Origin of the sequence: Brucella sp., from assembly GCF_032066345.1 — a bacterium.
GTDB classification, from domain to species: domain Bacteria; phylum Pseudomonadota; class Alphaproteobacteria; order Rhizobiales; family Rhizobiaceae; genus Brucella; species Brucella pseudogrignonensis.
Map to the genome: position 1 here is coordinate 58784 of NZ_DAMBKZ010000010.1, position 24562 is coordinate 83345.

Below are 24562 nucleotides of genomic sequence, written 5' to 3' on the forward strand. Positions count from 1 at the left end.
AGGTGCGGCCATGGCCGATGCTACAAGATCAACGGCAACCCGCATTGCGGGTTTGCTGAGCGAAGTCACGATCAATGTGGATCAATGGGGCGTCGCCCATATCAGGGCAGAGAACCTGCATGATCTGTTTTTCGCGCAAGGTTTTAATGCCGCGCGCGATCGGCTCTGGCAGATCGATATAGCACGCAAGCGCGGGCTTGGTCTGCTGGCGCGTGATTTTGGCCCCGGCTATCTTGAGCAGGACAGGGCTGCACGCCTGCTGCTTTATCGCGGAGACATGGCGCCGGAATGGACGGCCTATGGTCCGGATTCGGAACAGATATGCACGGCTTTTGCTCAAGGCATCAATGCATATATCGATGCCTGTGAAGCAGGCGAGCGGGCACTTCCGCCGGAGTTCTCTCTGCTCGGTCACAAGCCTGATCGTTGGTGTGCTGTAGATGTCGTTCGCGTACGCACCCATTCGCTGACACGAAATGCATCATCAGAGCTTCTACGCTCAAAAGTCATGGCAAAAGCGGGTGTGGAGCTGGGTGGTAAGCTCGATCAGTTGCGCAAGGAATTGTCGCATGGCGTGGTGCCAAAGCCGGTCGACGGCTTTGATCCCAACATCATGACTGACAGGGTTTTGCGTGACTTCCAGCTCGCTGTCAGTCCCGCCACCTTCTCCAAAGAACGCTTGGCTGCAACACTTGATGAAGCAGGTCTCTGGACGGTCGTTTCGGCGTCCGGCGACATCGCGCGCGCCTCTTTTGAAGAGGGTTCCAATAATTGGGCAATCGCAGCTGAAAAGACCACGACCGGGCGACCGATACTGGCACTCGATCCCCACCGGGCCCATGGTTTGCCATCGATACGCTACGTCGTTCATCTCACCATGCCGGGCCTTGATGTGATCGGCGCAGGTGAACCTATGGTTCCCGGAATATCCATGGGGCATAACGGTACCGCTGCCTTTGGCCTCACCATCTTTGGAGCCGATCAGGAAGATATCTACGTTTATCAGACTGATGAAAACAACCACGACCAATATGCCTATCAAGGCAATTGGGAGCGGTTCACGACGATTACTGAAGCCATCCCCGTTAAAGGGCATCTGGATCAAACCGTCGAACTCAAATTCACGAGGCATGGTCCTGTGCTCTATGAGGATAAAGCGAACAACCGCGCTTTTGGCCTGCGTACAGTCTGGATGGATGCGGGCATGGCACCTTATATGGCCAGCCTGTCCGTCATGCGGGCTAAAAACTATGCTGATTATGCCAGAGCGCTGGATGGCTGGGGATGCCCGTCGGTTAATCACATCTATGCAGATACAACGAACACCATTGCATGGAAGCCTTCAGGGGCCACGCCTGTTCGCGAGAACTGGGACGGACTTTTACCTGTCCCCGGTGATGGACGTTATGAGTGGAATGGCTATCTGGCTCCGCAGTCTGGCCCTGTTGAAGTTAACCCGCAACGCGGCTTTATCGCGACCGCCAACGCCATGAATGTGCCTGATGCGTGGACAGCCAACAATCCGGCCATTGGTTATGAATGGCTGGATAGCAGTCGTCACGACACCTTGCATCAAGCACTGTCGCGCAAAGCAACCATATCGCTTGAAGACTGCGCACGCCTGCAAGCCTCCACTTTTTCGCCTATTGCCGCGCGAGCACTGAAAAGCCTCAAGGGACTGTTCCAGCATAGTGATGATCCGGCTGTTCTGCTGCTTCGCGATTGGGATGCGGACCTTTCGGCAAAATCTGCAACGGCAGCGCTTTTTGAAGTCTGGTTTAGCAAGTATCTTGGTCCACTTGTTGCAAAGGCCGAGGGTGCCGCCCCGGATGTTGTACCGCTGCTCATGCCATCAGATTCACCAAGCATTGTGTCATGGCTGGAAAATGCGGAAACATCCTCCAAGCATATTGCGGCAATTCAGCAAAGTCTCACCGATGCCTGGGCTGAATGCGCCTCATTGATGGGGGCGGATGCTACGCAATGGGCATGGGGCGACATTCATAAGCTTGAACTCCGCCATCCCTTACAGTCGTTGACAAAGAACGACTGGTCGATTGAGCCGTTAGCCTTGGGTGGCAGCAGTTCGACGCTTAATTATGCCACGTACCGACTGCACGACTTCTCAGTTGTCGCGGGTCCATCTGTCCGGATGGTCATTGATGTGGGGGATTGGGATAACAGTTTGTTTGTCAATAATCCCGGACAATCGGGTTTGCCTTCATCGGAGCACTATAAGGATCTTCTAGCAAATTGGCAGGAAGCAAGCCCAGTTCCACTGCTCTATTCAAGAGAACGTATTGATAAGGTGACCACAACTAAAATAATGCTGAGAGCGCGTTGAAGATGCCTACGCTGCAGGGGGTTATTACTTCATTGTTATAACGACATAGGTCGGATAGACCTCAACGAAAATCACGGGCGTTGCATTGATAATGGTCGCCTGATCAATCGGTGAGATTCGAACGTTCGCAAGCATATTCTCCAGTTTGGCGCGGTTCTCTTTGCTGCTGAAGAATTTATCTTTTTCGTCTTCTGCGTCGACTTTGCCAAACTGGTGCACATTAGCTCGGTCCTGTCGGATGATGCCTGCAACTTTTGTAAGGCGCTGGCCAGATGAACTATAGTGGTCGCGCTCGCTTAAACGGGCGTAATAAGTGTCAATAGGTTTATCAGCTGCATTTGCAATTCCCGTAACCACCAGCATCATAGCTGCCATGATAATCAAGCGCATGATTTCTCCTTATATCCACCTTTAAGCCACTAGCAGTTTCGTGCGTGTTCTTCAGTCTATTCTTATCGTTTTACCCTCTTTTTTTGCAGCGAGCTGATAAAGGCGGAATTTTATAGTTTTGCCTCGCCTGCTGGCTGAGACCCGCCTGTACTGTTTCGAATAATTAGTGGAGACGCGATAACAGATTGGTGGTCGCGCTCGCCAATCTGCCCGGGCTCGCTTTCAGCGAGGATTTCTATCGCGCGCTCAACCATTTTTTCGCCGTCGTGAACCAGTGTGGTAAGGTTGTAAGATGCCCAGCCAGCTTCTGCTATATTGTCATAACCTCCAACGATGATGTCATCAGGGATGCGAACACCGATTTCCTTCCGTAAAGCATCTATAGCGCCAAGCGCCAATAGGTCGTTTGCACAGTAAATCGCATCTGGTAGCTCTTTTGTCGAACTCATCATGTCTTTAAGCTGTTTGATCGCAGCATATCCCGCTTCATAGCGATAGTTGCCCTCTAAAATGAGAGGGGGCTCGAAGCCAGTTTCCTCAAGACGCTTACAAAAACCGAACTGTCGATCAATGTTTGCCTGACTGTCGACTGGGCCGGTAATATAGGCAAACTTGCGTGCGCCACGTTCAATGAAATGCTCGGCCATAACACGCGATGCACCAACACTATCGCAGCTAATCGAATGCACCCATTCGCCGGAAAAGCGGGTGTTAAAAGAGATTACTGGTACGCGCAGTTGCGATAATTGTTCCAGCGCTTCTGGACTAAGAACCGCGAGTGCGCTGACGATGGCATCAACACGATAGCCTGCCAGCATTGGCACAATATCATCGAAAGTGTGTCCGCTTTCGACGTGCACCAGCAAGATGCGCCAGCCTTCTGCCTGGAGCATCTTGGAGAAGGTTTCAAGAACGGATGTATAGAAGGGGTTGTATAGGCCGCCTATTACCACCGCTACTAGTCGAGAGCGATGACTTAGCATGATGCTCGGGATGAAGCTTGGGCGATAACCCAGTTCTTCCGCTGCAGCCAAGACTTTTTTGCGCGTTTCGGGTGAAACGCTAGCGCCCGGCTTAAAGGTTCGTGAAACAGCGGATTGAGAAACGCCTGCCAGTCTCGCCACATCAGTGGATGATGCGTAGGGCTTATCACGTTTCATTCCATATCCTTTGCGGCTTCATGTCCCGTTTTTGAACAATCATCAGGTTTCGTTTTGCCATTATGTTCAAATGCTTTCAAGGATTTGAACTGACTTTCGCGTTGTCAGATAGCAATCACCAAAAATTTTCTATTGACGACACGCAATCTCTTTGCATAGCTATGCACTACTAGTGACTAGCTAGTCAATGCGGGTTTTGGGAGGAAAAACGCATGAGCCTAATTCGTACGACGCCATTCAGCAGGCGCGCCTTCATGAAGGGTGCTGCAGGTCTTGGTGCACTTTCAGCTTTCAGTGGAATGTCTTCGCTGCGCGCACTTGCCGAGCAGAAGCCAACGCTGGTGAATGCGATCCGTTCGCTTTCAAATCCATATCACGCCGCATGGAATAAAGGCGGCGAAGCTTTCGCAAAATCGCTTGGTCTGGACTATGTGACGCTCGTTACTGAAGGCGATAGCGAGAAGGGCATTGCCGATATTCGTGCAATTTTGGCACGCACAGGCGGTAATGCGGTTATCAATGTCGATCCAAACGACGCTGCCGATGCACGCCCTATTGTGGAAGCTTGCGCTGCAGCTAAAGCACATGTGCTGACGCAATGGAACAAGCCTGCCGATCTGCATCCTTGGGATCATGATCCATATTACGTTGCGCATGTGAGCTTCGATGGTCAGCGCTATGGCGCGGAGACTGCCGAAATCCTCATTAAGTCCATTGGTGGCAAGGGCGGAATTCTGGGTCTCGGCGGCACACTGTCGAACACGGTTGCTATTGATCGTCGTCAGGGCCTTGAGAAAGCGCTTGCAGCGCATCCTGATGTGCAGCTTCTTGATTTTCAGGTTGCCGATTGGCAATCAAGCAAGGCGTTTGACGTTGTTAGCGCATGGCTTACCCGTTTTGGCGACGACATTAAGGGCATCTGGTGCGCGAATGATGATATGGGTATCGGCGCGCTGGAAGCATTGCGTGCGGAAGGTCTCGCCGGGCAGATTCCAATCACCGGCGTTGATGGCATCGGAACAGCTGTTGAAGCTGTGAAGAATGGCGAGTTTGCCGCGACCGTTTCGTCTGATCCGTTCTGGCAGGGCGCTATGGGGCTTGCAATTCCTTACAGCGCGCGCGCTGGCGTCTTTGATCCATCGAAAGAGCCAAAAGATCATCGCGAGTTCTACGGTACGGCCTTGGTCGTGACCAAAGACAATGTTGATGATTTTTACGAAAACAACATCAAGAACACACCGAACCTTGATTTCAAGGATCTTTGGGGGCGTGCAAGCGGACAGATCCGCGAGGGTTAAGCCCCTCGCAGTCTGATGCGACACGCCGTATTCGGCGGAACATTGCCTGACAGGAAAAGCATATGAGAGTTGCGAGCCAGGATTTCAGTCCGGCGGACGCTAAAGGCGTAGCCATATCTAAAAACGGCCCTCAAAGCCGAATGCCGGAGCTGATGCGTCGGCTCGCACCTCTTATCGTGTTAGTCGTTCTATGCATTAGTTTGGGATTGATCAGCCCCAACTTCTTTTCGGTCAATAATTTCGTACGCATTGCATCAGCTTCGTCCATTCCAGTGGTGCTGACGCTTGGCGTAACGTTTGTGATCCTGCTTGGCAGCATCGATCTTTCCGTAGAAGGCGTGATGGCGATTGCAGGTGTGGTGCTGGCTTCCATGGTGGCGGCGGATAGTTCATGGTTGGGCAGTGTGTTGGGCGTAATCGCGGCAATTGCCGTGGGTGCTGCAATGGGTGCTTTTTCCGGCCTGTTGCATGTCGTCCTGCGCATACCGTCTTTCATGGTGACGCTTGGCATGTGGTTTATCGGGCTTGGCATTGCCACTTTGATGGTTGGCGGCGGGACGATTGCTATTCGTGAGGCTGCAATACGCAGTTTCGCTTTGGAGCGTTTTGCGGGGCTTCCATTCACTGTCTGGATCGCGCTGGCGGCCTTGTTTGTAGCTTGGGTGGTACAAAACCATACGCGCATTGGTCGCCATATCTATGCGCTTGGTGGCGGCGAGGACATTGCGGTTCTTTCCGGTGTATCGGTCCTGCGCACCAAATTGTTTGTTTTCGCGATGGCTGGTGCGTTTTATGGTCTTGGTGCAGTGCTTGCTGCCGCGCAGCTTGGGCAGGGCAATGCGGATATTGGCACGGGTCGCCTGTTCACCACAATCACGGCTGTTGTTGTCGGCGGAACCTCGCTTCTAGGCGGACAGGGCGGCGTGCTGCAATCGCTTATAGGTGTTCTCATAGTTTCCGTTCTGGCTAACGGCATGGTTCTGCTCGGTATTCCGCCTTATCTGCAACAGGCGTTTCTTGGTCTGATGATCATCGGAGCCGTTGCTTATGCCACGCGCCGCACCCGCTTCAAGATTGTGAAATAAGCCATGTTGACGATCAGTGGACTGACAAAATCGTTTGGCAGTGTTCATGCTCTCAAGGGTGTGGATCTGGAAGTCCATCCGGGCGAAGTGGTTGGACTTGTGGGCGAGAACGGCGCGGGTAAATCAACCCTTATGCGCATTCTCGCTGGCACCCAGCGTCCTAGCACTGGCACAATCACGCGCAACGGAAAGCCTTTTGCCGTCAACTCGCCGCAACAGGCGAACGACCAAGGCGTCGCTATGGTGTTTCAGGAGCAGTCACTGCTGCTGAACCTGTCGATCGCACAGAACATATTTCTTGGTCAGGAACAACGTTTCATCCGTTTTGGTCTTGTGAACTGGCGCAAGATGAATGAAGCGGCGGCCAAGCATTTGAAGCAGGTCGGTATTCACACCGATCCGTCTAAGCTTGCGGGTGATTTGTCCTTTACTGAACGGCAGATGGTGGAGCTTGCCAAGGCGTTGTCATTGGCCGATCGTGTCGAAGGCGATCTGATTATTTTGCTTGATGAACCAACATCGGTTCTGGAACAGTCTGAAATCGACATTCTTTTTGAGCGTGTTCGGGCACTCAAATCACGTGCAAGCTTTGTATTTGTGTCGCATCGCCTTGATGAAGTGCTGGAAATCAGCGACCGCATCTACGTGATGAAAGACGGGCAGGGCGTTGCCACGATGGATGCGGCGGGCGTCGATGGTGCTGATCTTCACCGGATCATGGTGGGCCGCGAAATGCACACCGAATATTATCTGGAGTCTGAGCAAACCGAACCGAGCGACAAGATTGCGCTCGAAGCGCGCAATCTGTCTTGCACGGGTAAATATCACAATGTCGATCTGTCGCTTCGCGAAGGCGAGATATTGGGTATTGCCGGTGTGATTGGTTCCGGGCGAGAAGAACTTATCCGTAGTTTCTTTGGCTTTGAAACACCGACATCGGGCGAAATGCTTCTTAATGGCAAGGCGGTTAAGCTCGCTAATCCGACTGAGGCGGTGGCGCGTGGTATTGGCTATATTCCAAGCGAGCGCAGGCTTGAGGGTCTCGTGATGATGATGCCGATTGCCTCCAACATCACGCTATCGCGTCTTGATGTTGTGGAAGGCCCGATTGGTATTCAGCATAGCCGCGAGACGGCATTGGCTGAAGACTGGATCAAGAAACTCTCCATCCGTGCGCCGGGGCCTCATGCTCTGTGTCAGGCATTAAGCGGTGGCAACCAGCAGAAGGTCGTTCTGGCCAAGTGGCTGACGGCTGGCTCCCGCATTCTGATCCTTGATCACCCGACGCGTGGCGTGGACGTGGGTGCGAAGGAAGAAATCTTCCGCCTGATGCGTCAGCTAAGCCGCGATGGCTATGCGATCATCCTAATCGCCGACACTCTCGAAGAGACTATCGGCCTGTCCCACAACATTCTTGTCATGCGTGACGGTGAAGTCACAGCGCGCATTCCTGCCCCGACAGGCGCAAAGCCGTCGCAGGTGCAACTGGTCGAACACATGGTGTGATCATGAACGAGAAAACCGCTCTCCCCAACGTTTCCGGTGTATCCACCTTGTTTACCGCAGCACAATTACGTCAATATGCACCGCTTGGCTTTCTGGTCGTTATGGTCGTGCTTATCTCGACCTATTCGCCGGGCTTTGCCAGCGTCAATACTGGTTTGATTTTGCTTGCAGATACCATGGCGCTGTTTACGCTTGCGGCTGGCTTGTCCTTTGTCATCGTAATCGGTGGCATTGATCTGAGCCTGCCAGCCGTGGCGTCACTTGCAAGCGTAGTAACGGCCATGCTCTTGCCTGAAGTCGGGCTGTTGGCCTTTCCAGTCGCGCTTCTTTGCGGCGTTGGTGCCGGGTTGTTCAGTGGGCTTGTGCATGTGCGCTTGAAAATTCCTTCTTTTATCGCAACGCTTGCCACTGGCGGCGTGGTCTCAGGTATCGCGCTTTATCTTTCCAAAGCACGTAGCATTGGTATCAGTGCGGCTGACCGTCCAATGCTCAACTGGATTGCTGGCACGACGCTTGGCGTTCCAAACATCATTCTGCTTGGATTACTGATGTGCCTCATCGGTATTTACATCCAGCGTTATACCCGCTTCGGTCGCTATTGCTATGCCATTGGCGCTGGCGAACCTGCCGCTATTGCTGCCGGTATTCATGTGGATCGCCAGAAGGTCTATGCTTTCGTCTTGTCTGCGCTCTTTGCAGCGGTTGCAGGCATCATGCTTGCTGCGCGTATGACCAGCGGTTCGCCAACGGGTGCCAGCCAGTTGCTTCTTCCAGCTATCGCCGCGGTTCTCGTTGGCGGTACGCCAATCACCGGCGGTCTTGGCGGTGTCGGGCGTACGTTGGTCGGTGCGCTTATCGTGTCGGTGGTGCGCATTGGCATGACATTTGTCGGCATCGACATCTTCGCCCAGCAGATCGTTTTTGGCGCTGTGCTCATTCTAACCGTCGCCGTCACCATGGATCGCGACAATATCCTCATCGCAAAATAGGCAGCCGCACGGCTGTATCGCAGGAGTTACTATGGATCTGCAATTAAAGGGCAAGACTGCCGTCATCACCGGCGCGTCAGTCGGTATCGGTTTGGCTATTGCTGAAGGTTTGGCGGCAGAAGGCACCAATCTTGTGCTCGTGGCGCGCGGCAAAGAACGCGTAGAAGCTGAAGCTTTGCGCATTGCTGAAAAATTCGGCGTCAATGCTATTGGCGTTGCTGCCGATATGGCGACTGTGGAAGGCACCGATGCTGTTATCGCTGCTGCCGCTTTCGCCGGTGGCGCAGATATCCTCATCAACAATGCAGGTACTGGCTCAAACGAAACCATCATGGAAGCGCCGGATGAGAAGTGGCAATTCTACTGGGATCTGCATGTCATGGCCGCAGTCCGCCTTGCGCGTGGACTGGTGCCGCAGATGAAGGCGAAAGGCGGCGGCGTTGTGCTGCATAATGCTTCGATCTGTGCCGTGCAGCCACTTTGGTATGAGCCGATTTACAATGTCACTAAGTCTGCTTTGATGATGTTCTCAAAGACGCTTTCTACCGAAGTCATTGGCGACAATATCCGTGTTAACTGTGTTAATCCCGGCCTGATCCTGACGCCTGACTGGGTGAAAACTGCTAAGCAGCTCACGGCTGACAAGGGCGGAGACTGGGAAGGTTATCTGCAAGACGTAGCCAACGAACATGCAGCCTCCAAGCGTTTCGGCACGCCGGAAGAACTCGCGCATTTCTTCGTTTTCCTATGCTCGCCGCGTGCAAGCTACAGCGTTGGTTCGACTTATTTTGTCGATGGCGGGATGCTCAAAACCCTTTAACGGGGTCGTTCAAGAATTCTCTACCTGGAGAACAACTCGTCGGAATTGCTCCTACAATTCCGGCACTTTTTTATGCCGAATTCAGATAGGTTGCATCTTGCGCATATCGCTGAGCAAACGCTTCATGCGATGAATGCGGTCTTGCTCGCCAGTCGGGCGGCGCATGGCAACGCTGGTCGAGAGAATATCGATCACCACCAAAGCGGCAATGCGCGAAATGGTCGGCGTGTACATATTTGTATTTTCAAGCGTTTCGACGATGAGCGAAACATCGCAATAATTGGTTAGCGGTGAATCTGAACCCGTAAGGCAGATTACCGCTGCACCGTTTTCTCGCGCAATACGGGCGATCTCGATGATCGAACGGGTGGTGCCAGTATTGGATATGACGAAAGCTACCGCACCTGGCTTCATCATCGACGCAACCATCAGTTGCTGGTGCGAGTCGAGTTCCGCACCGCAAGGCACGCCAAACAACGGGAATTTCTGCTGTGCATCCCGCGCAACTATACCCGAAGCGCCGAAGCCAAAAAACACGATAGCGTTGCAGTTCGACAGAATGTTGATTGCTTTGTGCAGCGCATCTTTATCCAGGCGCGACCGTGCCCAGTCGAGACTGGTCATAGTATAATCGAAGATTTTTTCAGCAACCACTTCCGGCTCGTCGGTTTCGACCAGAACCGAGTGCGTTGCCGGTGTGCCGAGTGCAAGGCTTTGGGCAAGCTTGATCTTTAAATCCTGAAAACCTGTGCAGCCAACTGCGGTTGCAAAACGCAAGACTGTCGGTTGGCTGACATCGGCAAGGGTTGCGGTCTCGCTGACCGTAGCGTTCATGATGCGGTGGGGATCTTCGAGCACAACATCGGCGACCTTGCGGTCTGATTTGCGGAGTTCAGGTCGCATGGTGCGAATGACTTCAATAATGTTGCGGCTGTTGAGGCCACGTGTCTCGCTGCGCCCTTCAATATCCATTCAAAAATCCCTCTCGCGGCCTCGTGTTTCGGGTCGCATTCTCAATATGTTACAGCATCAATTCGCAAATCGGAATCGATTTTTGACAAATATTCAATAGGTTAGGGCGCGGCTTACAAAAGCAATTTCCGTGCGTGCTCTGTGAATAGCAATGTCACTCATTGCGTTAACCGCAGCGTCAATGTTTTCCGGTGCTTCGGTGTTGAAGTCAAACATCCCATAATGATGGGCGATCATGTCTGTGCACTGAAGTGTTCTTGCTAGCGTAATCGCTTCTTCAAGCGTGAAGTTGCCCGGAACGCCATTGTTCGAGAGTTCGGGTCTTCGGCCATTTACCGGTAATAATGCTACATCGGGATTATAAGCGGTAACTTCGACTTCCAAGCCTTCAAAGGGAATGCAGTCGCCAGAGTGCCAGATGCGCAAAGCACCGCAATCAAACACATGGCCTAGAAATTTGTGATCGCCGTTTGGGTCTGTTTCCAGTGTCTCATGGGCGGCGCGTGTTGCAGTGATTTTGATCGGTCCGAGTTCGTATGCTTCTCCAGCACCAATCAAAGCCATACGGTCTTCTGATACACCTGAGCGGATCAATGCCTGTTCTTTCATCGCGCGGGGGCTAAGCAAAACTGCATTTGGATTTTGCTTGAGAAGTGTCGGCAAAGTGCCGGGGTCCATATGATCCGTGTGTGCATGCGTACATGCCACCAGATCGACATAATGAATGCCATTGGGTGAAACCGGCGGCGGCATCATGCGTGCATGTGGTCGCGGCGTGCCCTTGTATTTTTCGGCCAAGCTATCGGACAGATAAGGGTCAATGACGATGCGTTTTTCATGTGCTTCGAGCACAAAACCCGCTTGCCCCAGCCAGAAAAGACGAATGCCGGATTGCGGTGGTTTACGCAGATATTCTTCCAGTGGAAGTGTCTGAGCAATTTCCTGCAAACATCCCGGCATATCGAAGTCCTTTAATTCTTAAGTGCGGCGACCAGATTGTCAGCAGCAATTTTGGTGGCTCTGTCAACGCTTTCCGCAGTGAACCCGCCAATATGGCTGGTTGCAATAACGGCTGGGTGCGAGGCAAGATCCAGTGACAAAGGCGGCTCTTGTTCGAACACGTCTGTTGCGTAGTTTGACAACTGACCACAGTTGAGAGCGTCGATAATCGCCTGATCATCGACCAGCTTTGCGCGGGCAGTGTTGACGAGAATAAGTCCCGGCTTTGCGGTTGCCAATCGTTCACGCGAGATAAGTGTCGAGCCATCGCGCGGGGCGGGGCAATGCAGCGTCACAATATCAGCTTGAGCGATGATGTCGTCAACTTCTGCAAAGCTAAATGAGTCAGTAGGCAGGCCAAGATCAGGCTTGAGAGGATCATAGCCCAGAACCTTTGCACCAACTGCCACCAGCATACGTGCAACTTCGCGGCCAATCGCGCCACAGCCGATAACGCCAACGGTACGACCGCGAATTTCGATGCCGCGCTGGCGAGGCCAGCCACCGGCTTTGATGCCGGTATCAGCTTGTGGAATGGAGCGTAGTGCGCTGAAGATTAGGCCTATGGCCAGTTCTGCAACGCCGAGCGAATTCGCACCTTCTGCAATCAGCACCTTGATACCGCGTTCGGTTAGAAGTTCGACCGGCAAATTATCGGTCCCAACTCCATTGCGGCTGATGGCTTTGAGCGAACGTGCCGCTTCGATGACGCGCGGCGAGACGGGCTCCACACCCGCCAGCCAACCCGAAACATCGCTTACAAGACGCACAAGTTCGTCCTCGTCGGGCGTTTTTCCCGGCGTGGAATAGACGATTTCGAAGCCTGAATTGCGCAGGCTTTCGATGTGTGGATGCGGCTCGGCAGTAAGCGAGCGCGGCGTAACGAGAATACGCTGTGCCATCATTACCGTCCTGCCGCCTCAATAGCGATTTCCGAAATGCGGTCGAAAGCAGGACCGCTTGTTGGAATATCGATATGGAAGACTTCCGCGATCACCTGCGTCCAGCCGTGGATGAAGTAGGTCCAGCCATCCACAACTTGCAGCGACTTTTCCTGTTCTTGCGCGCGCGCCTGAGCAAGGAAAACGAGATTGCCACGATAGTTGAGATCCCAGACGACTGACTTTTCCGGGAAAATGGCCGCATCAGACAAAGGCGAGCCGGGCGCATCTTTGCCGAGGCCTGTCGCATTGATGATGAATGAACCGGGCTTGAGGCTGTTAAGCACAGCGTCATTGTCTTCCGGGCGTGGAGCCAGAATATATTCAACCTCAACGTCGCTGGCGACTTCCGCATGAATGCGCTTGATTTCATCAAGGCGATGCTGGCTGCGGTTAGAAACAATGATACGGCCCGGCACGTTTTTGCCGCGTGACTGGCGCATCAGGTGCCATGTTATTGCAATGGTTGAGCCACCTGCACCCATCGAGAAAAGATCGGCGCCCGTGCGTTCAAAATAATCCGCTCCAAGGAAACCGTCGATGGAAAGACCGGAGGAAATCGGATCTTTCGCATGACAGATAAGCTTGCCGTCCTTCTTAGAAATGCAGCTTGTTTCGTCCATTAGCAGCGCGTGCGGATCGATCACATCGAACATATCGCGGCATGCATGGAAGAGATCAATCTTGTGCGTGGTGACGAGAGCGCCCATGGATAGCGGGTCGTTACGGATGAACTCAACCGCTTCGCGGTAAGCTTCAGGCTCGTCATGCAGCTTAAAATCGATGCCTCTGATCACAGCGTCTTTAAGGCCAAGATATTCAGCCCAAGCCGGAAACACTTTCATGATCGAGCTTTTGCCGGTGGTCACGCCAATAAAATACAGTGTCGGCTGGGTCGCTGGCTGATACTTGCTCATGCACGCTTCTCCAGAGTTTCGCGCGCCACTTTCACGGCGCTGGCGGCATTCTTCTTGATTTCGTCAAAGCGGCCTTCGCGAATGTCTTCGGTCTTGGCGATCCATGTGCCGCCGACGGCCACGACCTGCTTGATTGTAAGCCAGTCGCCGATTGTGCCTTCTGTAACGCCACCGGTCGGGATGAAACGCACGCCAAGATGAGCGAATGGTGCTGCAATGCCGGAAAGTGCTTTCGGTCCGCCTGCAACACCCGCCGGGAAGAATTTTGCCAAACGCACACCCTGCGCGGTCGCAAGTGTCAGGTCGGTTGGTGTCATGATGCCGGGGCAGAATGGCAGATTGGCCTTGGATGCAGCATCAACGATGCGCGGGTCGTAGCCCGGTGCCAAACCAAAACGTGCGCCGCTTTCGATTGCTTTATCAAGATTGGCTGTGTCAAGAATCGTGCCCGCGCCAATGCAAAGTTCAGGACGTGCATCGCGGATTGCCGCCAGAACATCTGCCGCGGCTTCGGTACGGAACGTGATTTCAGCAACCGGCAAGCCGCCTTCGAGCAGTGCATCGGCCAGAGGAACGGCATCTTCGACGCGCTCAATCGCGATAACAGGGACGACGCCAAGGCTGGCGATTAGGTCAATAGGATTGCTCATGGCAATATCCTTCAAGTTGAATTTTCAGGCGTATTCGCGCATCAGCGCATCGACGGTCGCTGCATCGCGCGGCTTGTAATTCGGGTTTTCGACCAACTCCCAGCCGCCGTCTGCCTTGGCGATCACGCGATGGCGCATCCCGTTCGACTTCTCGATGATTCCATAATCCTGTCCGCTGTCGGACGGATAGGCGAAGACCATAACGAGGTCGGTATCGCCTATATTGATCGAGCGATGGATCCAGAATGGCGGCACGTAGCAGATTGTCTGTGCCTTGATCTCAACGATGCGGGTTTCGCCTGCGGGCGATTCGAGCTGCATCAGTCCGTGTCCGCTCTGTCCGTAGTAAATTTCCGGACGATCAGCCTTAGCGTGAATATGACCGCGGGTAAGAAAGAACTCGTTTCCAACGCGGCCCGGATTCATGCGGGTAACACCATAGATCAGGTCACCGCTATGGCTGCCGGGCTTGAAGTCCTCGACATCGTAAACAACCGTATTTCCATGCGTTTCGCGCAAGACTTTAAAAGCTTGTTCGTCACCATAGAGACCAACAAGGTCATTCAGGCGTTTTTCGTAGCGGCCAGTATTGCCGCTCATGCCGCCAGATTTCGGATCGACGACGCTCGCTACAGGTTCGCGTAACATTTATTCCTCCATTACGTAGTGAAATTACATAAAATATGATATGAACACAATCAAGTGGGTAATTACGGTTATATAACTGGTAAAAACGTTACAAAATTGACGTTAATTTTGTTGACGTAGAATTATTGTGTAATTATGCTACCTAAATACGACATAAGATCGGTAGGAGCCGATCCATATCCAGGAGGAGAAACCCGTATGCATTCTTTGAAGTCCGTCACGCTGAAATTATCGCTGGCTGTTGCCACGTCTTTTGTCGCGCTTGCCGCCGCGCAGGCTGCTGATTGCAAGATCGGCATTTCGATGAAGACGCTCGATGCGCCTTATTTTGCAGCGCAGGAAGTTTCGGCGAAGAAACGCGCGGAAGAGCTGGGTTGTGAAGTATTGACCGCCGACGGTCAGAATGATCTCAACAAGCAGGTTTCGGACGTTGAAGATATGGTTGCGCAGGGCATCAATGCGCTCATCATCAATCCACGCGACAGCAAGGGCCTTGTTCCAGCTGTTAACGCTGCAACTGCCGCTGGCGTAAAGGTTTTTGTGGTTGATTCCACGCTCGATCCATCGGCTAATTTCGTTACACTGGTTCAGTCTTCGAATGCCAATAACGGCCAGCTCGTTGGCCAGTGGCTCGCTAACCAGACCAAGGGAAAAGATCTCAAGATCGCTCTGATTTCCGGCGATAAGGGCAATGAAGTTGGTCAGGAGCGTCGTCTTGGTGTGCTCGCTGGTCTGGTTGAAGGCCAGTTGCGCAACGAAGGCCGCGTCCGTTTTGAAGTTGTCGGTCAGGGCTGGGGCATGTGGAACAACGAAGGTGGCCTGAAGGCTATGGAAGACCTTCTGACCGCAAATCCGGACATTAATGTTGTCTTGGGTGAAAACGATTCAATGGTACTTGGTGCACGCAAGGCATTGGAGCAGTCCAATCAGCTCGACGGCGTTGTTCTCGTTGCCGCAGCCGATGGCCAGAAAGAAGCCATGGCGATGATCAAAGAAGGCAATTACGGCGCGACCGGCCTTAATGATCCGGCACTTGTAGCTGCAACCGCAGTTGATCTAGCGAAGAAGGCAATTGATGGCGCGCTGCCAGCCGATACCTCAAAGATCACCTATACAACACCAGTCGCCATCACCAAGGATAATGTGGACAAGTATTACAAGCCAGACGCTGTATTCTAAGAATGCCCGCCTTCATAATGCAGCCGGTCTGGTACTTAAGCATCGGCTGCATTATGGGAATGCCTGAGGAGGCCTGCGAGGCTGATGTTATGTGTCAGTTGTGTTCGTGAAAGCGGTCGTAGTGAGACCATTTCTTCCGGGCTGAAGTGAAATGCGGGTGGAGCGTCCTGGATCTTGACGGTCTGGAATGATTGAAATGGAAAATCTTGTAGAGCTGACGGGCATAGCGAAGTCGTTTGGCGGCGTTCATGCACTTCGTGGTGTCGATTTTTCGCTCCGCGCTGGTGAGGTTCATGCCTTGCTGGGTGAAAATGGCGCCGGTAAATCAACGCTGATGCGTGTTCTCGGCGGTGAGTTTGTCCCGACTCGAGGCACAGTCAAAATTGGCGGTGAAGAACAGCATTTTCGCGGGCCAATGGACGCGATGTCCAAAGGCATCGCTGTTATTCATCAGGAAATGGCGCTCGCAACGGACCTGACCGTTGCTGAAAACATCTTCATGTGGATGTTGCCATCGGTTATCTCGTGGCCGGAACTCAACAAGCGCGCCAAAGAACTCACCACGAGCCTCGGCTTTTCCATTGCGCCAAGTGCTATTGTTGGCGATCTCCCCATCGCACATCAGCAGGTTGTCGAGATTGCGAAAGCCTTGTCGCGTAATGCGCAAGTGATGGTGTTTGACGAGCCGACTGCCGTTTTGTCCGCGCGCGATGCAAATCGTCTTCTTGATATTATTCGTACACTGCGCGAGCGCGGCGTTGGAATTATCTATATCTCGCATCGCCTTGATGAAGTGTTCAGCATTGCTGATCGCATTACGATCATGAAGGACGGTGCTTCTGTCACGACGACAGAATGTGCATCTGTGACCGTTGACGATGTAATCCGTCTTATGGTCGGGCGTCCGCTAAAGGCGCTTTTCGGTGAGGATCTTGAGCGCAAAGTTGGAAATGAAGTTCTTCGCCTTGAAGAACTTTCCGATGGATCGCGTATCAAGGGCGTGTCACTGACAGTCAAGGCTGGTGAGATCATCGGTCTTGGTGGACTTGTCGGGGCAGGGCGCACAGAATTGATGCGACTGGTTTTTGGTGCGGAGCGCGCGAAATCAGGACGTATTTTTATCCATAGCAAAGAAAAGACCATTCGCAATCCACGCGATGGCGTCAAGGCTGGTGTTGGTCTTGTGCCGGAAAGCCGCAAGGATCAGGGCTTGATCCTTGATTTCCCGATCCGCGTTAATTCCACCATGGCAAAGCTTTCGCCCTTGGTGAACCTGTTTGGTTTCGTGAAGGCGCGCGCCGAACGTTCTACGGTCGAAACGCTGTCAAAGCGGTTGCGTCTCAAAGCTGGCAGCATCGAAGACCCGGCGTCCAGCCTTTCCGGCGGCAACCAACAAAAGGTCGTTCTTGCCAAGTGGTTTCATGCTGACGGCGACGTACTGATTTTCGACGAGCCGACCCGTGGCGTCGATGTTGGCGCAAAGACAGAAATCTACTCGCTGATCAAATCGCTTGCGGCTGAGGGCCGGGCGGTTGTGGTGATCTCCTCTGAGCATCTTGAGCTTTTCGGTCTGTGCGACCGCATTCTGGTCATGCGTGAAGGCGCGGTGACAGGCTCGTTGCAGCCAGAGGAATATTCCGAAGAAAATTTGCTGAAGCTTGCCATGGTCAATACGGCCAGCAGCGAGCCTTCTGCATTAGCTAATTGATTGGGTAAAAACGTGACCGAAGTTGTTGAAACGCCAAAGAAAACTTTCAATGCCGGAGCTCTTCTCAATCGTTATGGCACGGTTGCCATTCTGATTGCAGTTCTGATCGTGGCTGCTTCCTTGTCAAATGTCTTCCTGACAGAACGCAATATCATGAACGTGCTGCGTCAGGTGGCAGGTCCAAGCCTCATGGCGGTTGGTATGCTGTTTGTCATTCTGACACGCGGTATCGATTTGTCGGTTGGTTCTGTGGCTGCACTCGGCAGTGTGTTATCTGCCATTCTCATTCAGCAATATGGAACTGGCATGGCTATTGGCGGTGTACTGCTGGCCGGTGCTGCGTGCGGTCTGGTTTCCGGCATTCTGGTTGCTTATCTCAAGTTGCCGCCTTTCGTGACGACCCTTGCCGTCATGACCATCGCACGCGGTCTTGCTTTCATCTTCTCATCGGGGCAGCCGATCATGATGGGTGACGCTGGCTCCGCTGTAACCGCATTTGGCTCTGGTACGCTTGGCAGTGTCCCATATCCGGTCATTCTCATGATCGTTATCTTTCTGATTGCCGGTGCGGTTTTGACCTTCACGCGGTTTGGTCGTCTGGTTAAGGCAATTGGTTCCAATTCCGAAGCGGTTCGCCTGTCGGGCATCTCGGTCTCTTATTATACGCTTTCGGTTTACGTGATTTCGGGCGTGCTTGCCGCCGCTGCGGGTATCATTTCGACCAGCCGTACGGGTATTGGTTCGGCCAATATCAGTGTTGGCGCAGAGCTTGATGCAATCGCGGCGGTTGTTATCGGTGGTGCGAGCCTGATGGGTGGTCGCGGCGGTGCTTTTAACACCTTCATCGGCGTTATCATTCTTGGCATTATAGCGAATATGATGAACCTTGCCCGCGTTCCAGGCTATCATCAGCAGGTCTTCATGGGCTGCATCATCATCGGCGCGATGCTTCTGCAATATGCATCAACCTGGCTGCGTAAGAACTAAGCCGATTATATCCTCCTCCAAACCCGATGACGTGTTCCATGCCAAATGAACTCTCACTTGCAATTGACGTCGGAACGGGCAGCGTGCGCGCTGCCCTCATGGATGGCCGTGGCAATGTCGTTGCCGTAGCCGCTCGTGAGCATGAGCAGGTCGTGCCGCAATTTGGTTGGTCGGAACAGCGTCCGGCGGATTGGTGGCAAGGTGTGGCTGCATCGATCCGCGATGTGCTGGATAAGGTTCCAGACGCTCGTGGTAGGATCATAGCCGTTGCTGCTTGTGGGCAGATGCATGGCACGGTTCTGGTTGGTGACAAGGGCGAATTGGTGCGCGATACCGCGCCTTTGTGGAACGATAAACGCACCGTTGATTATGTAACGGCCTTTGAAGCGAAGCATCGCCCGGCTGACTATCTTGCGCACAGCGCCAATCCAGCGGCACCGTCATGGCCGGGTTTCAAGCTGCAATGGCTACGCGACCATGATGCGCAAGCATTTGCTCGCACGGCTGCCGTTTTGATGCCGAAGGACTACATCAATCTGAAGCTCACTGGTGAAATTGCGATGGATCGCAATGATGGTGGTGCAAGTTTCCTAATGGACCCACGCACTGGTGACTGGTCGCAGCATATGGTCGATCTGCTTGGGTTGGATCGCAATCATCTAGCTCCTTTGCGCAATCCCACTGAAATTCTGGGGCATATCACGGCAGAAACCGCACGCGAGACAGGCCTTCGCGAGGGGACGCCAGTTTTGGTTGGTGGTGCGGATTATCCTGTTGCCTTGCTGGGCTCTGGTGTTTGTCGTCCGGGCGTCGGTTCCGAAGTGATGGGCACGTCTGCGATCATCACCGCGATTACTGAAAAGCCTTTGCTTGATCCATCCGTTTGTAATGTCGGCACGGTGGAAGGCAATTGGGGCGCGTTTATGCTACTGGAATCCGGCGGCGATGCGATGCGCTGGGCGCGTCGTGCTTTCCATGACAAGCAGGTTTCCTACGAGGAAATCGTAGCGAAAGCCGCAGAAGCGCCTGCCGGTTCCGAGCGTCTATTCTTCATGCCTTATCTTGCGGGTGAGCGCCTTGGCGAACACCGCAATGCGCGCGCGCAATATTTTGGCATCGGCGCTGCACATGGCATTTCGCACCTGCATCGTTCGGTACTGGAAGGCGTAGCCTTCGCCGTCAAACGCCATATCAATATTCTCGATAGCATTTCCGGTTCCAAGCTTGAGCGCGTGATTGCTTCTGGCGGTGGTGCCAAGACGGAATTGTGGCTGAAAATCAAAGCCAGCGTCTATGGCATACCTATCCTCGTGCCGAAGGAAGCGGAATGCGGTCTGGTCGGTTGCGCGATCATGACTGCTGCTGCAACAGGACGCTATTCAAGCGTTGAAGATGCAGCCGATGCGCTTGTGCAATATTCGACAGAGATCAAGCCCGACCCGCAATGGTCGGAAATCTATGCGCCGATGCAGGCCTTCTTTGAGAAGCTCTATACGCATAGCCAATCGCTCTATGACGATCTCGACAGGTTGCCGCAATGAGTGCACGTGCAGTTCTTTTTGACATGGATGGCACGCTCGTTGATAGCGAACCATTGCATTATGAAACGCTTTTGGAAGCTATCGCAGCCTTTTCGGGTGTGGTTCCGGATAATTTCGAAAACCGCGTAACCGGCACAACCATTGCCGATTGCCACTCCATGCTGCGGAACGAGACCGGCTTCACGGCTGATCTTGATGCTTTCGTCAAAGCAAAATACGCGGCTTATGTCAGTGGGGCGATCCGATTGAAATTGCGCCCCGGCACGGCGGAAGTTCTGGCCTATCTCGATAAGGCCGGCATTCCCTACGCCATCGTTTCCAATTCGGATCGTATGTTGGTTGATGCAAATCTGCGTGCGGTTGGTCTTCTGCGCCCTGATTTCATCAGTGTATCACGCAATGACGTGCGCGAAGGTAAACCTTCGGCAGAACCCTATTTGCGTGGTGCATATCTGCTTGGCGTCGAGCCTTCGCAATGCATCGTTGTTGAAGATAGCGTGCCGGGCGCACGTGCTGGCCTTGCGGCAGGCATGACCGTTATCGGTTGGCCGGAGCCACATCGCACCGATCTTACTTTCCCGGACGGCGTAATAACTGCAGATCCCGAAAATCTTCTTTCCAGTTTGCAGCCGCTTTTAAGCGCGGTTGCCCAATAGCAAGTCAGACAAGGATAGCATTTCCATGTTTCTCGAAAAGTTCAGAATTGACGGCAAAATTGCAGTCGTCACGGGTGCCGCGCGCGGCATCGGTCTTTCTGCCTCTGAGGCGTTAGCCGAGGCTGGTGCTAAGGTGATCCTCACCGATATGAGCCAGGAACTGCTGGACAAGGCCCTGGCTGAGCTATCCGCCAAGGGCTACAGCGTCGAGGGCGAATTGCTCGACGTGACTGATGTTGAAGGCGTTCAGCGTGTGCATGATGCGGTTATTGCACGCCATGGCCGCGTTGATATTCTCGTCAACAATGCCGGTATTGCGATCAGCAATCATCCAGCCGAGACAATGGCAGATAACGTCTGGAACAAGGTTATCGACGTTAATCTCAATGGTGTGTTCTGGTGCTGCCGTGCATTTGGTAAGACGATGCTCGAGAATGGTTCGGGCAACATTGTCAATGTTGGTTCCATGTCCGGTTTTATCGTCAACCGTCCGCAGGAACAGGCTAACTACAACGCATCCAAGGCCGCAGTGCATCATCTGACACGTTCGCTGGCTGCTGAATGGGGTGCGCGTGGCGTTCGCGTCAACTCGGTCGCGCCGACCTATATCGACACTGAAATGAACAAATACGTCTATGACGATCCCGAAATGTATCGCCATTGGGTTGGCGGAACGCCAATGAACCGTCTGGGCCGCACGGATGAAGTTGCGTCCGTCATTCTTTTCCTTGCAAGCGAAGCATCAAGCCTCATGACCGGCTCGATCGTTCTGGCCGATGGAGGCTATGTATGCTGGTAAATGCAGCTTCAACTGTGCGCGGTGCACGTTTTCCGGGTCGTTATATTCAAGGTGCGGGCATTATTGCGCGTCTTGGTGAAGAGGCCGCAAGCTTTGGTGACAAGGCTGTTGTTCTTCTCGATAATGGCATTTTCGACATTCTGAAACCAAAGGTTGATGCAGCATTTGCCTCTGGTCCAGAGGCGCGTATCGTGCGCCATGGCGGCGAATGCTCGGAAAGTCAGATTGCAGCACTTGTTGCAGAAGCTCGCGAAGCGGGCGCGAAAGTCGTCATTGGTGTTGGCGGCGGTAAGGCGCTGGATACTGCAAAAGCTGCAGCACGTGATCTCGGTCTTCCGTCGATTATCTTTCCAACGATTGCTGCATCTGATGCACCGTGCAGTGCGCTTGCTGTTGTCTATAATGACGATGGCTCGGTGGCTTATGATACGTTCCTGCCAAGCAACCCAAATTTGGTTCTGGTGGATACGGCGCTGATTGCACAGGCTCCGGCTCGTTTTCTCGCTGCCGGTATCGGTGATGCACTCGCAACTTTCTACGAAGCGGACTCCTGCCGCCAGTCGAGCGCGTTCAACTGCATGAAAATGCAGGGTGTTAGCCTTGCTTATGAAGTTGCACGTTTCTGCCGCGATACGATCTTCGAATTTGGTGCTGCTTCACTCAAGGAATGCGATGCCAAGCAGGCAGGCCCTGCGATGGAACGCGTGATCGAAGCTAATATCCTGCTTTCCGGCGTTGGTTTTGAGTCCGGCGGCGTTGCCGCAGCTCATGCTATCCATCACGGCCTTTGCGAACTCGATGATGTTCATCATCATCTGCATGGCGAAAAAGTTGCCATTGGTGTTCTCGCTGGCCTCAAGCTGCACGGTGCAGAAGAAGAATTCCAGAAGGTCCGCGAATTTTGTCTCTCGGTGCGTCTGCCAACCCGTCTCGCCGATATTGGCATTGAAGACGCGACGGACGAGAAGCTTGAAATCGTTGCCAAGCGCGCCTGTCGCGCAGGTGAAATCATTCATAATGAGCCGATCAAGGTAACGCCCGATATGGTCGTCGCCGCACTAAAGCAGCTTATCTAGCATTTATCGGGAGGTTATCATGCAGGAAGTTATTTCGTCTTTCGCCAAGGATCTGTTCGCTGGCAAGCGCGTGCTAGTTTCGGGTGCTACGAGCGGTATTGGCCTTGAGATTGCACGTGGCTTTGCGGCGCTCGGCGCCTCGGTTGCTGCAAGCGGCAGCTCACTTGCTAAGATTGAGAAAGCTGAAAAAGACGAAGCCAATAAGGGCATTGAGTTCTATGAACTCGACGTGCGCAGCAATGACGACGCCATTGCGTTCATGGCTAAGCAGCCACGCATCGACGTTTTGGTCAATGCACAGGGCATCGCGCGCGATCAGACCGAATGGGAAAATGACGTATTCAATGATGTCATGGACGTTAATCTGAACAGTGTTTTCCGCCTGACCATGGCGGCATACCCAAAGCTGAAAGAAAGCAAGGGCTCGATTATAGCGATTGCTTCGATGCTGAGCTATTTAGCCGATGCTGGTGTGCCTTCTTATACGGCCAGCAAGACCGGCATTCTTGGTCTTACGCGCGTTCTGGCACATAAGTTTGGTCCAGATGGCGTGCGCGTCAACGCAATCGGACCGGGCTATCATCGCACGGATATGACCCGCGCTCTTTGGGAGAATCCGGCAACAGAACAGCCAATTGCACAACGTTCAGCCTTAAAGCGTTGGGGTGAGACCGACGATCTGGTTGGTGCGGCACTCTTTCTTGCTTCGCCTGCGGCAAACTTCATCACTGGCGTTACACTGCCGGTTGATGGCGGCTTCCATAGCGGCTAATTTTATTTATTGAATTCAAAACGCGACCGAGCTTTCAGCACGTTGAAGCTTGGTCGCATTTTAAGTTTGCGATCAATTTTGATTTTACACCTTTCGTCTCGCCACTGTCTGGCGCTCGATCAGTTTGAACCCAACATCAATTAGTGACGATGCGGCTGCCGATATTTCTTCGGTATCGCTTTTTTCAAAAAGATTAAGTAACAATTCACCCGTTTTCACACCAATCCCAACAGCATCGACACGTATCGTTGTCATTGCCGGAACGCACTGACGCGCAATATCGAAGTCGCCGAACCCCATCAATGATAGTTGATCGGGCACCTTAATACCGCGACGATGGCATTCCATAAGTGCACCAAAAGCCGAAATATCCGAAACTGCGAATACAGCTTCCACATCTGGTGCGCGCTCTAGCAGAGTTGATATGGTCCGCGCGCCGTGATCATGCGAAACAGGTGCTGTTCCTTCACGCACTATTAGTTCATCGCTCACTCCCGCCTCACGCAACACGGAGGCAAACCCCATCAATCGACTTTCGCCGCGAAGATCTATAGCGTCCGCGTCTGTACGAGAGCCAAGTGCCCCTATGCGACGATGGCCAAGTGATAAAAGATGGCGTGCGGCGGCGCGCCCAACTTCATAGTTAGAAAAGCCTACAGAATGATCGATTGGCTTGTCGGGTTTCCCCCATATTTCGACGATCGGAATATCGGCACGCAGCAGCATTTCTGTGGCAGCTTTTGTATGGACCGTACCTGCAACTACAATTGCATCAGGACGTCGTTCAAGCATCGCTCGAATAATACGCTCTTCTTCCTCGAGCTTATACATCGTAAAGCCGATAAGCAGCTGATAACCTTTTGGACGCAACGACTCTGCAAGTCCCTGGGCGGTATCCGCAAAATTGGAGTTGGTCAGCGTCGGTAGAATGGCGGTGATGAAATTCGTACGCCGTGATGAGAGACTGCCAGCAACTCTGTCTGGTACATAACTTAGCTGCTCGATAGCTTCCATCACTCGCTTGCGGGTAGCTTCAGATACCAGTTCCGGATCTGCAAGAACGCGCGAGACAGTCATTTGCGATACGCCTGCAAGACGTGAAACATCTCGCATAGTTGCTTTTCT

23 protein-coding genes are annotated in these 24562 nt (G+C 53.1%); 14 read left to right on the forward strand and 9 right to left on the reverse strand.

Translation table 11 applies throughout. From position 1 onward, the window contains the following. Positions 1 to 10 precede the first annotated feature (10 nt). Positions 11 to 2344 carry a penicillin acylase family protein gene (locus tag RT142_RS13925; RefSeq protein ID WP_313029350.1) on the forward strand — a complete coding sequence of 778 codons (2334 nt, stop codon included), beginning with the start codon at positions 11 to 13 and terminating at the stop codon, positions 2342 to 2344. A gap of 24 nt (positions 2345 to 2368) precedes the next feature. Here RT142_RS13925 and RT142_RS13930 read toward each other — a convergent pair whose 3' ends face one another. Together RT142_RS13930 and RT142_RS13935 are read right to left on the reverse strand one after the other, a co-directional pair. Next, positions 2369 to 2734: a hypothetical protein gene (locus tag RT142_RS13930; protein WP_113159023.1), complete on the reverse strand. Its 366-nt coding sequence runs from the start codon at positions 2732 to 2734 to the stop codon at positions 2369 to 2371. A gap of 110 nt (positions 2735 to 2844) precedes the next feature. After that, positions 2845 to 3894, reverse strand: coding sequence for a LacI family DNA-binding transcriptional regulator (locus RT142_RS13935; protein WP_064322067.1), 1050 nt, complete (start codon positions 3892 to 3894; stop codon positions 2845 to 2847). Positions 3895 to 4106: 212 nt separating this feature from the next. Between RT142_RS13935 and RT142_RS13940 the strand changes: the two genes are divergently transcribed. The 5 genes from RT142_RS13940 to RT142_RS13960 all read left to right on the forward strand — a co-directional run bounded on the left by RT142_RS13940 (position 4107) and on the right by RT142_RS13960 (position 9592). Beyond that, positions 4107 to 5192: a sugar ABC transporter substrate-binding protein gene (locus RT142_RS13940; RefSeq protein WP_113159022.1), complete on the forward strand. Its 1086-nt coding sequence runs from the start codon at positions 4107 to 4109 to the stop codon at positions 5190 to 5192. A 62-nt stretch (positions 5193 to 5254) separates the two neighbouring features. Then, positions 5255 to 6277: an ABC transporter permease gene (locus tag RT142_RS13945; RefSeq protein WP_313029354.1), complete on the forward strand. Its 1023-nt coding sequence runs from the start codon at positions 5255 to 5257 to the stop codon at positions 6275 to 6277. Between the two features lie 3 nt (positions 6278 to 6280). Beyond that, positions 6281 to 7783: a sugar ABC transporter ATP-binding protein gene (locus tag RT142_RS13950; RefSeq protein WP_113159021.1), complete on the forward strand. Its 1503-nt coding sequence runs from the start codon at positions 6281 to 6283 to the stop codon at positions 7781 to 7783. Between the two features lie 2 nt (positions 7784 to 7785). After that, on the forward strand, positions 7786 to 8772 hold the full coding sequence (locus tag RT142_RS13955; protein ID WP_313029357.1) for an ABC transporter permease: 987 nt from the start codon (positions 7786 to 7788) through the stop codon (positions 8770 to 8772). A gap of 31 nt (positions 8773 to 8803) precedes the next feature. After that, positions 8804 to 9592: an SDR family NAD(P)-dependent oxidoreductase gene (locus tag RT142_RS13960; RefSeq protein ID WP_313029359.1), complete on the forward strand. Its 789-nt coding sequence runs from the start codon at positions 8804 to 8806 to the stop codon at positions 9590 to 9592. Between the two features lie 81 nt (positions 9593 to 9673). Here the strand turns inward: RT142_RS13960 and RT142_RS13965 are convergent, their stop codons facing one another. The 6 genes from RT142_RS13965 to RT142_RS13990 form a co-directional block, all read right to left on the reverse strand. Next, a complete protein-coding gene (locus RT142_RS13965) occupies positions 9674 to 10564 on the reverse strand; it encodes an SIS domain-containing protein (protein ID WP_079213577.1) in 891 nt (296 codons plus the stop codon). A gap of 93 nt (positions 10565 to 10657) precedes the next feature. Then, positions 10658 to 11524 carry an MBL fold metallo-hydrolase gene (locus tag RT142_RS13970; protein ID WP_313029363.1) on the reverse strand — a complete coding sequence of 289 codons (867 nt, stop codon included), beginning with the start codon at positions 11522 to 11524 and terminating at the stop codon, positions 10658 to 10660. Positions 11525 to 11535: 11 nt separating this feature from the next. Then, entirely contained in the window at positions 11536 to 12468 is a 933-nt protein-coding gene (locus RT142_RS13975; protein ID WP_079213579.1) for a phosphoglycerate dehydrogenase, read from the reverse strand. Beyond that, entirely contained in the window at positions 12468 to 13421 is a 954-nt protein-coding gene (locus RT142_RS13980) for a shikimate dehydrogenase family protein (protein ID WP_079213580.1), read from the reverse strand. The genes RT142_RS13975 and RT142_RS13980 overlap by 1 nt, the downstream gene beginning before the upstream one ends. Continuing rightward, positions 13418 to 14071: a bifunctional 4-hydroxy-2-oxoglutarate aldolase/2-dehydro-3-deoxy-phosphogluconate aldolase gene (eda, locus tag RT142_RS13985; RefSeq protein WP_079213942.1), complete on the reverse strand. Its 654-nt coding sequence runs from the start codon at positions 14069 to 14071 to the stop codon at positions 13418 to 13420. The genes RT142_RS13980 and eda overlap by 4 nt, the downstream gene beginning before the upstream one ends. Positions 14072 to 14095: 24 nt before the next feature. After that, positions 14096 to 14719, reverse strand: coding sequence for a glucose-6-phosphate isomerase (locus RT142_RS13990; RefSeq protein WP_113159019.1), 624 nt, complete (start codon positions 14717 to 14719; stop codon positions 14096 to 14098). A 207-nt stretch (positions 14720 to 14926) separates the two neighbouring features. Here RT142_RS13990 and RT142_RS13995 point away from each other — a divergent pair, with 207 nt between their 5' ends. From RT142_RS13995 to RT142_RS14030, 8 genes are all read left to right on the forward strand, one after another. Beyond that, positions 14927 to 15898 carry a substrate-binding domain-containing protein gene (locus RT142_RS13995; protein WP_039860978.1) on the forward strand — a complete coding sequence of 324 codons (972 nt, stop codon included), beginning with the start codon at positions 14927 to 14929 and terminating at the stop codon, positions 15896 to 15898. Between the two features lie 196 nt (positions 15899 to 16094). Beyond that, positions 16095 to 17606, forward strand: a complete 1512-nt coding sequence (locus RT142_RS14000; protein ID WP_313029368.1) for a sugar ABC transporter ATP-binding protein — start codon at positions 16095 to 16097, stop codon at positions 17604 to 17606. A 12-nt stretch (positions 17607 to 17618) separates the two neighbouring features. Next, on the forward strand, positions 17619 to 18593 hold the full coding sequence (locus RT142_RS14005) for an ABC transporter permease (RefSeq protein WP_313029371.1): 975 nt from the start codon (positions 17619 to 17621) through the stop codon (positions 18591 to 18593). 38 nt (positions 18594 to 18631) lie between these two features. After that, entirely contained in the window at positions 18632 to 20134 is a 1503-nt protein-coding gene (locus tag RT142_RS14010; RefSeq protein ID WP_313029373.1) for a xylulokinase, read from the forward strand. Next, the gene (locus RT142_RS14015) at positions 20131 to 20790 is read left to right on the forward strand and encodes an HAD family phosphatase (RefSeq protein WP_313029374.1); all 660 of its coding nucleotides are present in this window, start codon (positions 20131 to 20133) and stop codon (positions 20788 to 20790) included. Before RT142_RS14010 ends, RT142_RS14015 begins: the two co-directional genes overlap by 4 nt. 25 nt (positions 20791 to 20815) lie before the next feature. Beyond that, a complete protein-coding gene (locus RT142_RS14020) occupies positions 20816 to 21589 on the forward strand; it encodes an SDR family NAD(P)-dependent oxidoreductase (protein ID WP_313029377.1) in 774 nt (257 codons plus the stop codon). Beyond that, entirely contained in the window at positions 21580 to 22665 is a 1086-nt protein-coding gene (locus tag RT142_RS14025) for a glycerol dehydrogenase (RefSeq protein WP_313029379.1), read from the forward strand. The genes RT142_RS14020 and RT142_RS14025 overlap by 10 nt, the downstream gene beginning before the upstream one ends. Before the next feature lie 19 nt (positions 22666 to 22684). Beyond that, positions 22685 to 23437: an SDR family oxidoreductase gene (locus tag RT142_RS14030; protein ID WP_313029383.1), complete on the forward strand. Its 753-nt coding sequence runs from the start codon at positions 22685 to 22687 to the stop codon at positions 23435 to 23437. Positions 23438 to 23521: 84 nt separating this feature from the next. On the opposite strand, the gene RT142_RS14035 is transcribed toward RT142_RS14030, so the two are convergent. Next, positions 23522 to 24550, reverse strand: a complete 1029-nt coding sequence (locus tag RT142_RS14035; protein WP_007880048.1) for a LacI family DNA-binding transcriptional regulator — start codon at positions 24548 to 24550, stop codon at positions 23522 to 23524. Positions 24551 to 24562 lie beyond the last annotated feature (12 nt).

What these genes read in the sequence shown, in the direction of transcription:
- RT142_RS13925 (WP_313029350.1), top strand. Translation starts at nt 11, where the DNA reads ATGGCCGATGCTACAAGATCAACGGCAACCCGCATTGCGGGTTTGCTG.
- RT142_RS13930 (WP_113159023.1), bottom strand. Translation starts at nt 2,734, where the DNA reads ATGCGCTTGATTATCATGGCAGCTATGATGCTGGTGGTTACGGGAATT.
- RT142_RS13935 (WP_064322067.1), bottom strand. Translation starts at nt 3,894, where the DNA reads ATGAAACGTGATAAGCCCTACGCATCATCCACTGATGTGGCGAGACTG.
- RT142_RS13940 (WP_113159022.1), top strand. Translation starts at nt 4,107, where the DNA reads ATGAGCCTAATTCGTACGACGCCATTCAGCAGGCGCGCCTTCATGAAG.
- RT142_RS13945 (WP_313029354.1), top strand. Translation starts at nt 5,255, where the DNA reads ATGAGAGTTGCGAGCCAGGATTTCAGTCCGGCGGACGCTAAAGGCGTA.
- RT142_RS13950 (WP_113159021.1), top strand. Translation starts at nt 6,281, where the DNA reads ATGTTGACGATCAGTGGACTGACAAAATCGTTTGGCAGTGTTCATGCT.
- RT142_RS13955 (WP_313029357.1), top strand. Translation starts at nt 7,786, where the DNA reads ATGAACGAGAAAACCGCTCTCCCCAACGTTTCCGGTGTATCCACCTTG.
- RT142_RS13960 (WP_313029359.1), top strand. Translation starts at nt 8,804, where the DNA reads ATGGATCTGCAATTAAAGGGCAAGACTGCCGTCATCACCGGCGCGTCA.
- RT142_RS13965 (WP_079213577.1), bottom strand. Translation starts at nt 10,564, where the DNA reads ATGGATATTGAAGGGCGCAGCGAGACACGTGGCCTCAACAGCCGCAAC.
- RT142_RS13970 (WP_313029363.1), bottom strand. Translation starts at nt 11,524, where the DNA reads ATGCCGGGATGTTTGCAGGAAATTGCTCAGACACTTCCACTGGAAGAA.
- RT142_RS13975 (WP_079213579.1), bottom strand. Translation starts at nt 12,468, where the DNA reads ATGATGGCACAGCGTATTCTCGTTACGCCGCGCTCGCTTACTGCCGAG.
- RT142_RS13980 (WP_079213580.1), bottom strand. Translation starts at nt 13,421, where the DNA reads ATGAGCAAGTATCAGCCAGCGACCCAGCCGACACTGTATTTTATTGGC.
- eda (WP_079213942.1), bottom strand. Translation starts at nt 14,071, where the DNA reads ATGAGCAATCCTATTGACCTAATCGCCAGCCTTGGCGTCGTCCCTGTT.
- RT142_RS13990 (WP_113159019.1), bottom strand. Translation starts at nt 14,719, where the DNA reads ATGTTACGCGAACCTGTAGCGAGCGTCGTCGATCCGAAATCTGGCGGC.
- RT142_RS14000 (WP_313029368.1), top strand. Translation starts at nt 16,095, where the DNA reads ATGGAAAATCTTGTAGAGCTGACGGGCATAGCGAAGTCGTTTGGCGGC.
- RT142_RS14010 (WP_313029373.1), top strand. Translation starts at nt 18,632, where the DNA reads ATGCCAAATGAACTCTCACTTGCAATTGACGTCGGAACGGGCAGCGTG.
- RT142_RS14015 (WP_313029374.1), top strand. Translation starts at nt 20,131, where the DNA reads ATGAGTGCACGTGCAGTTCTTTTTGACATGGATGGCACGCTCGTTGAT.
- RT142_RS14020 (WP_313029377.1), top strand. Translation starts at nt 20,816, where the DNA reads ATGTTTCTCGAAAAGTTCAGAATTGACGGCAAAATTGCAGTCGTCACG.
- RT142_RS14025 (WP_313029379.1), top strand. Translation starts at nt 21,580, where the DNA reads ATGCTGGTAAATGCAGCTTCAACTGTGCGCGGTGCACGTTTTCCGGGT.
- RT142_RS14030 (WP_313029383.1), top strand. Translation starts at nt 22,685, where the DNA reads ATGCAGGAAGTTATTTCGTCTTTCGCCAAGGATCTGTTCGCTGGCAAG.
- RT142_RS14035 (WP_007880048.1), bottom strand. Translation starts at nt 24,550, where the DNA reads ATGCGAGATGTTTCACGTCTTGCAGGCGTATCGCAAATGACTGTCTCG.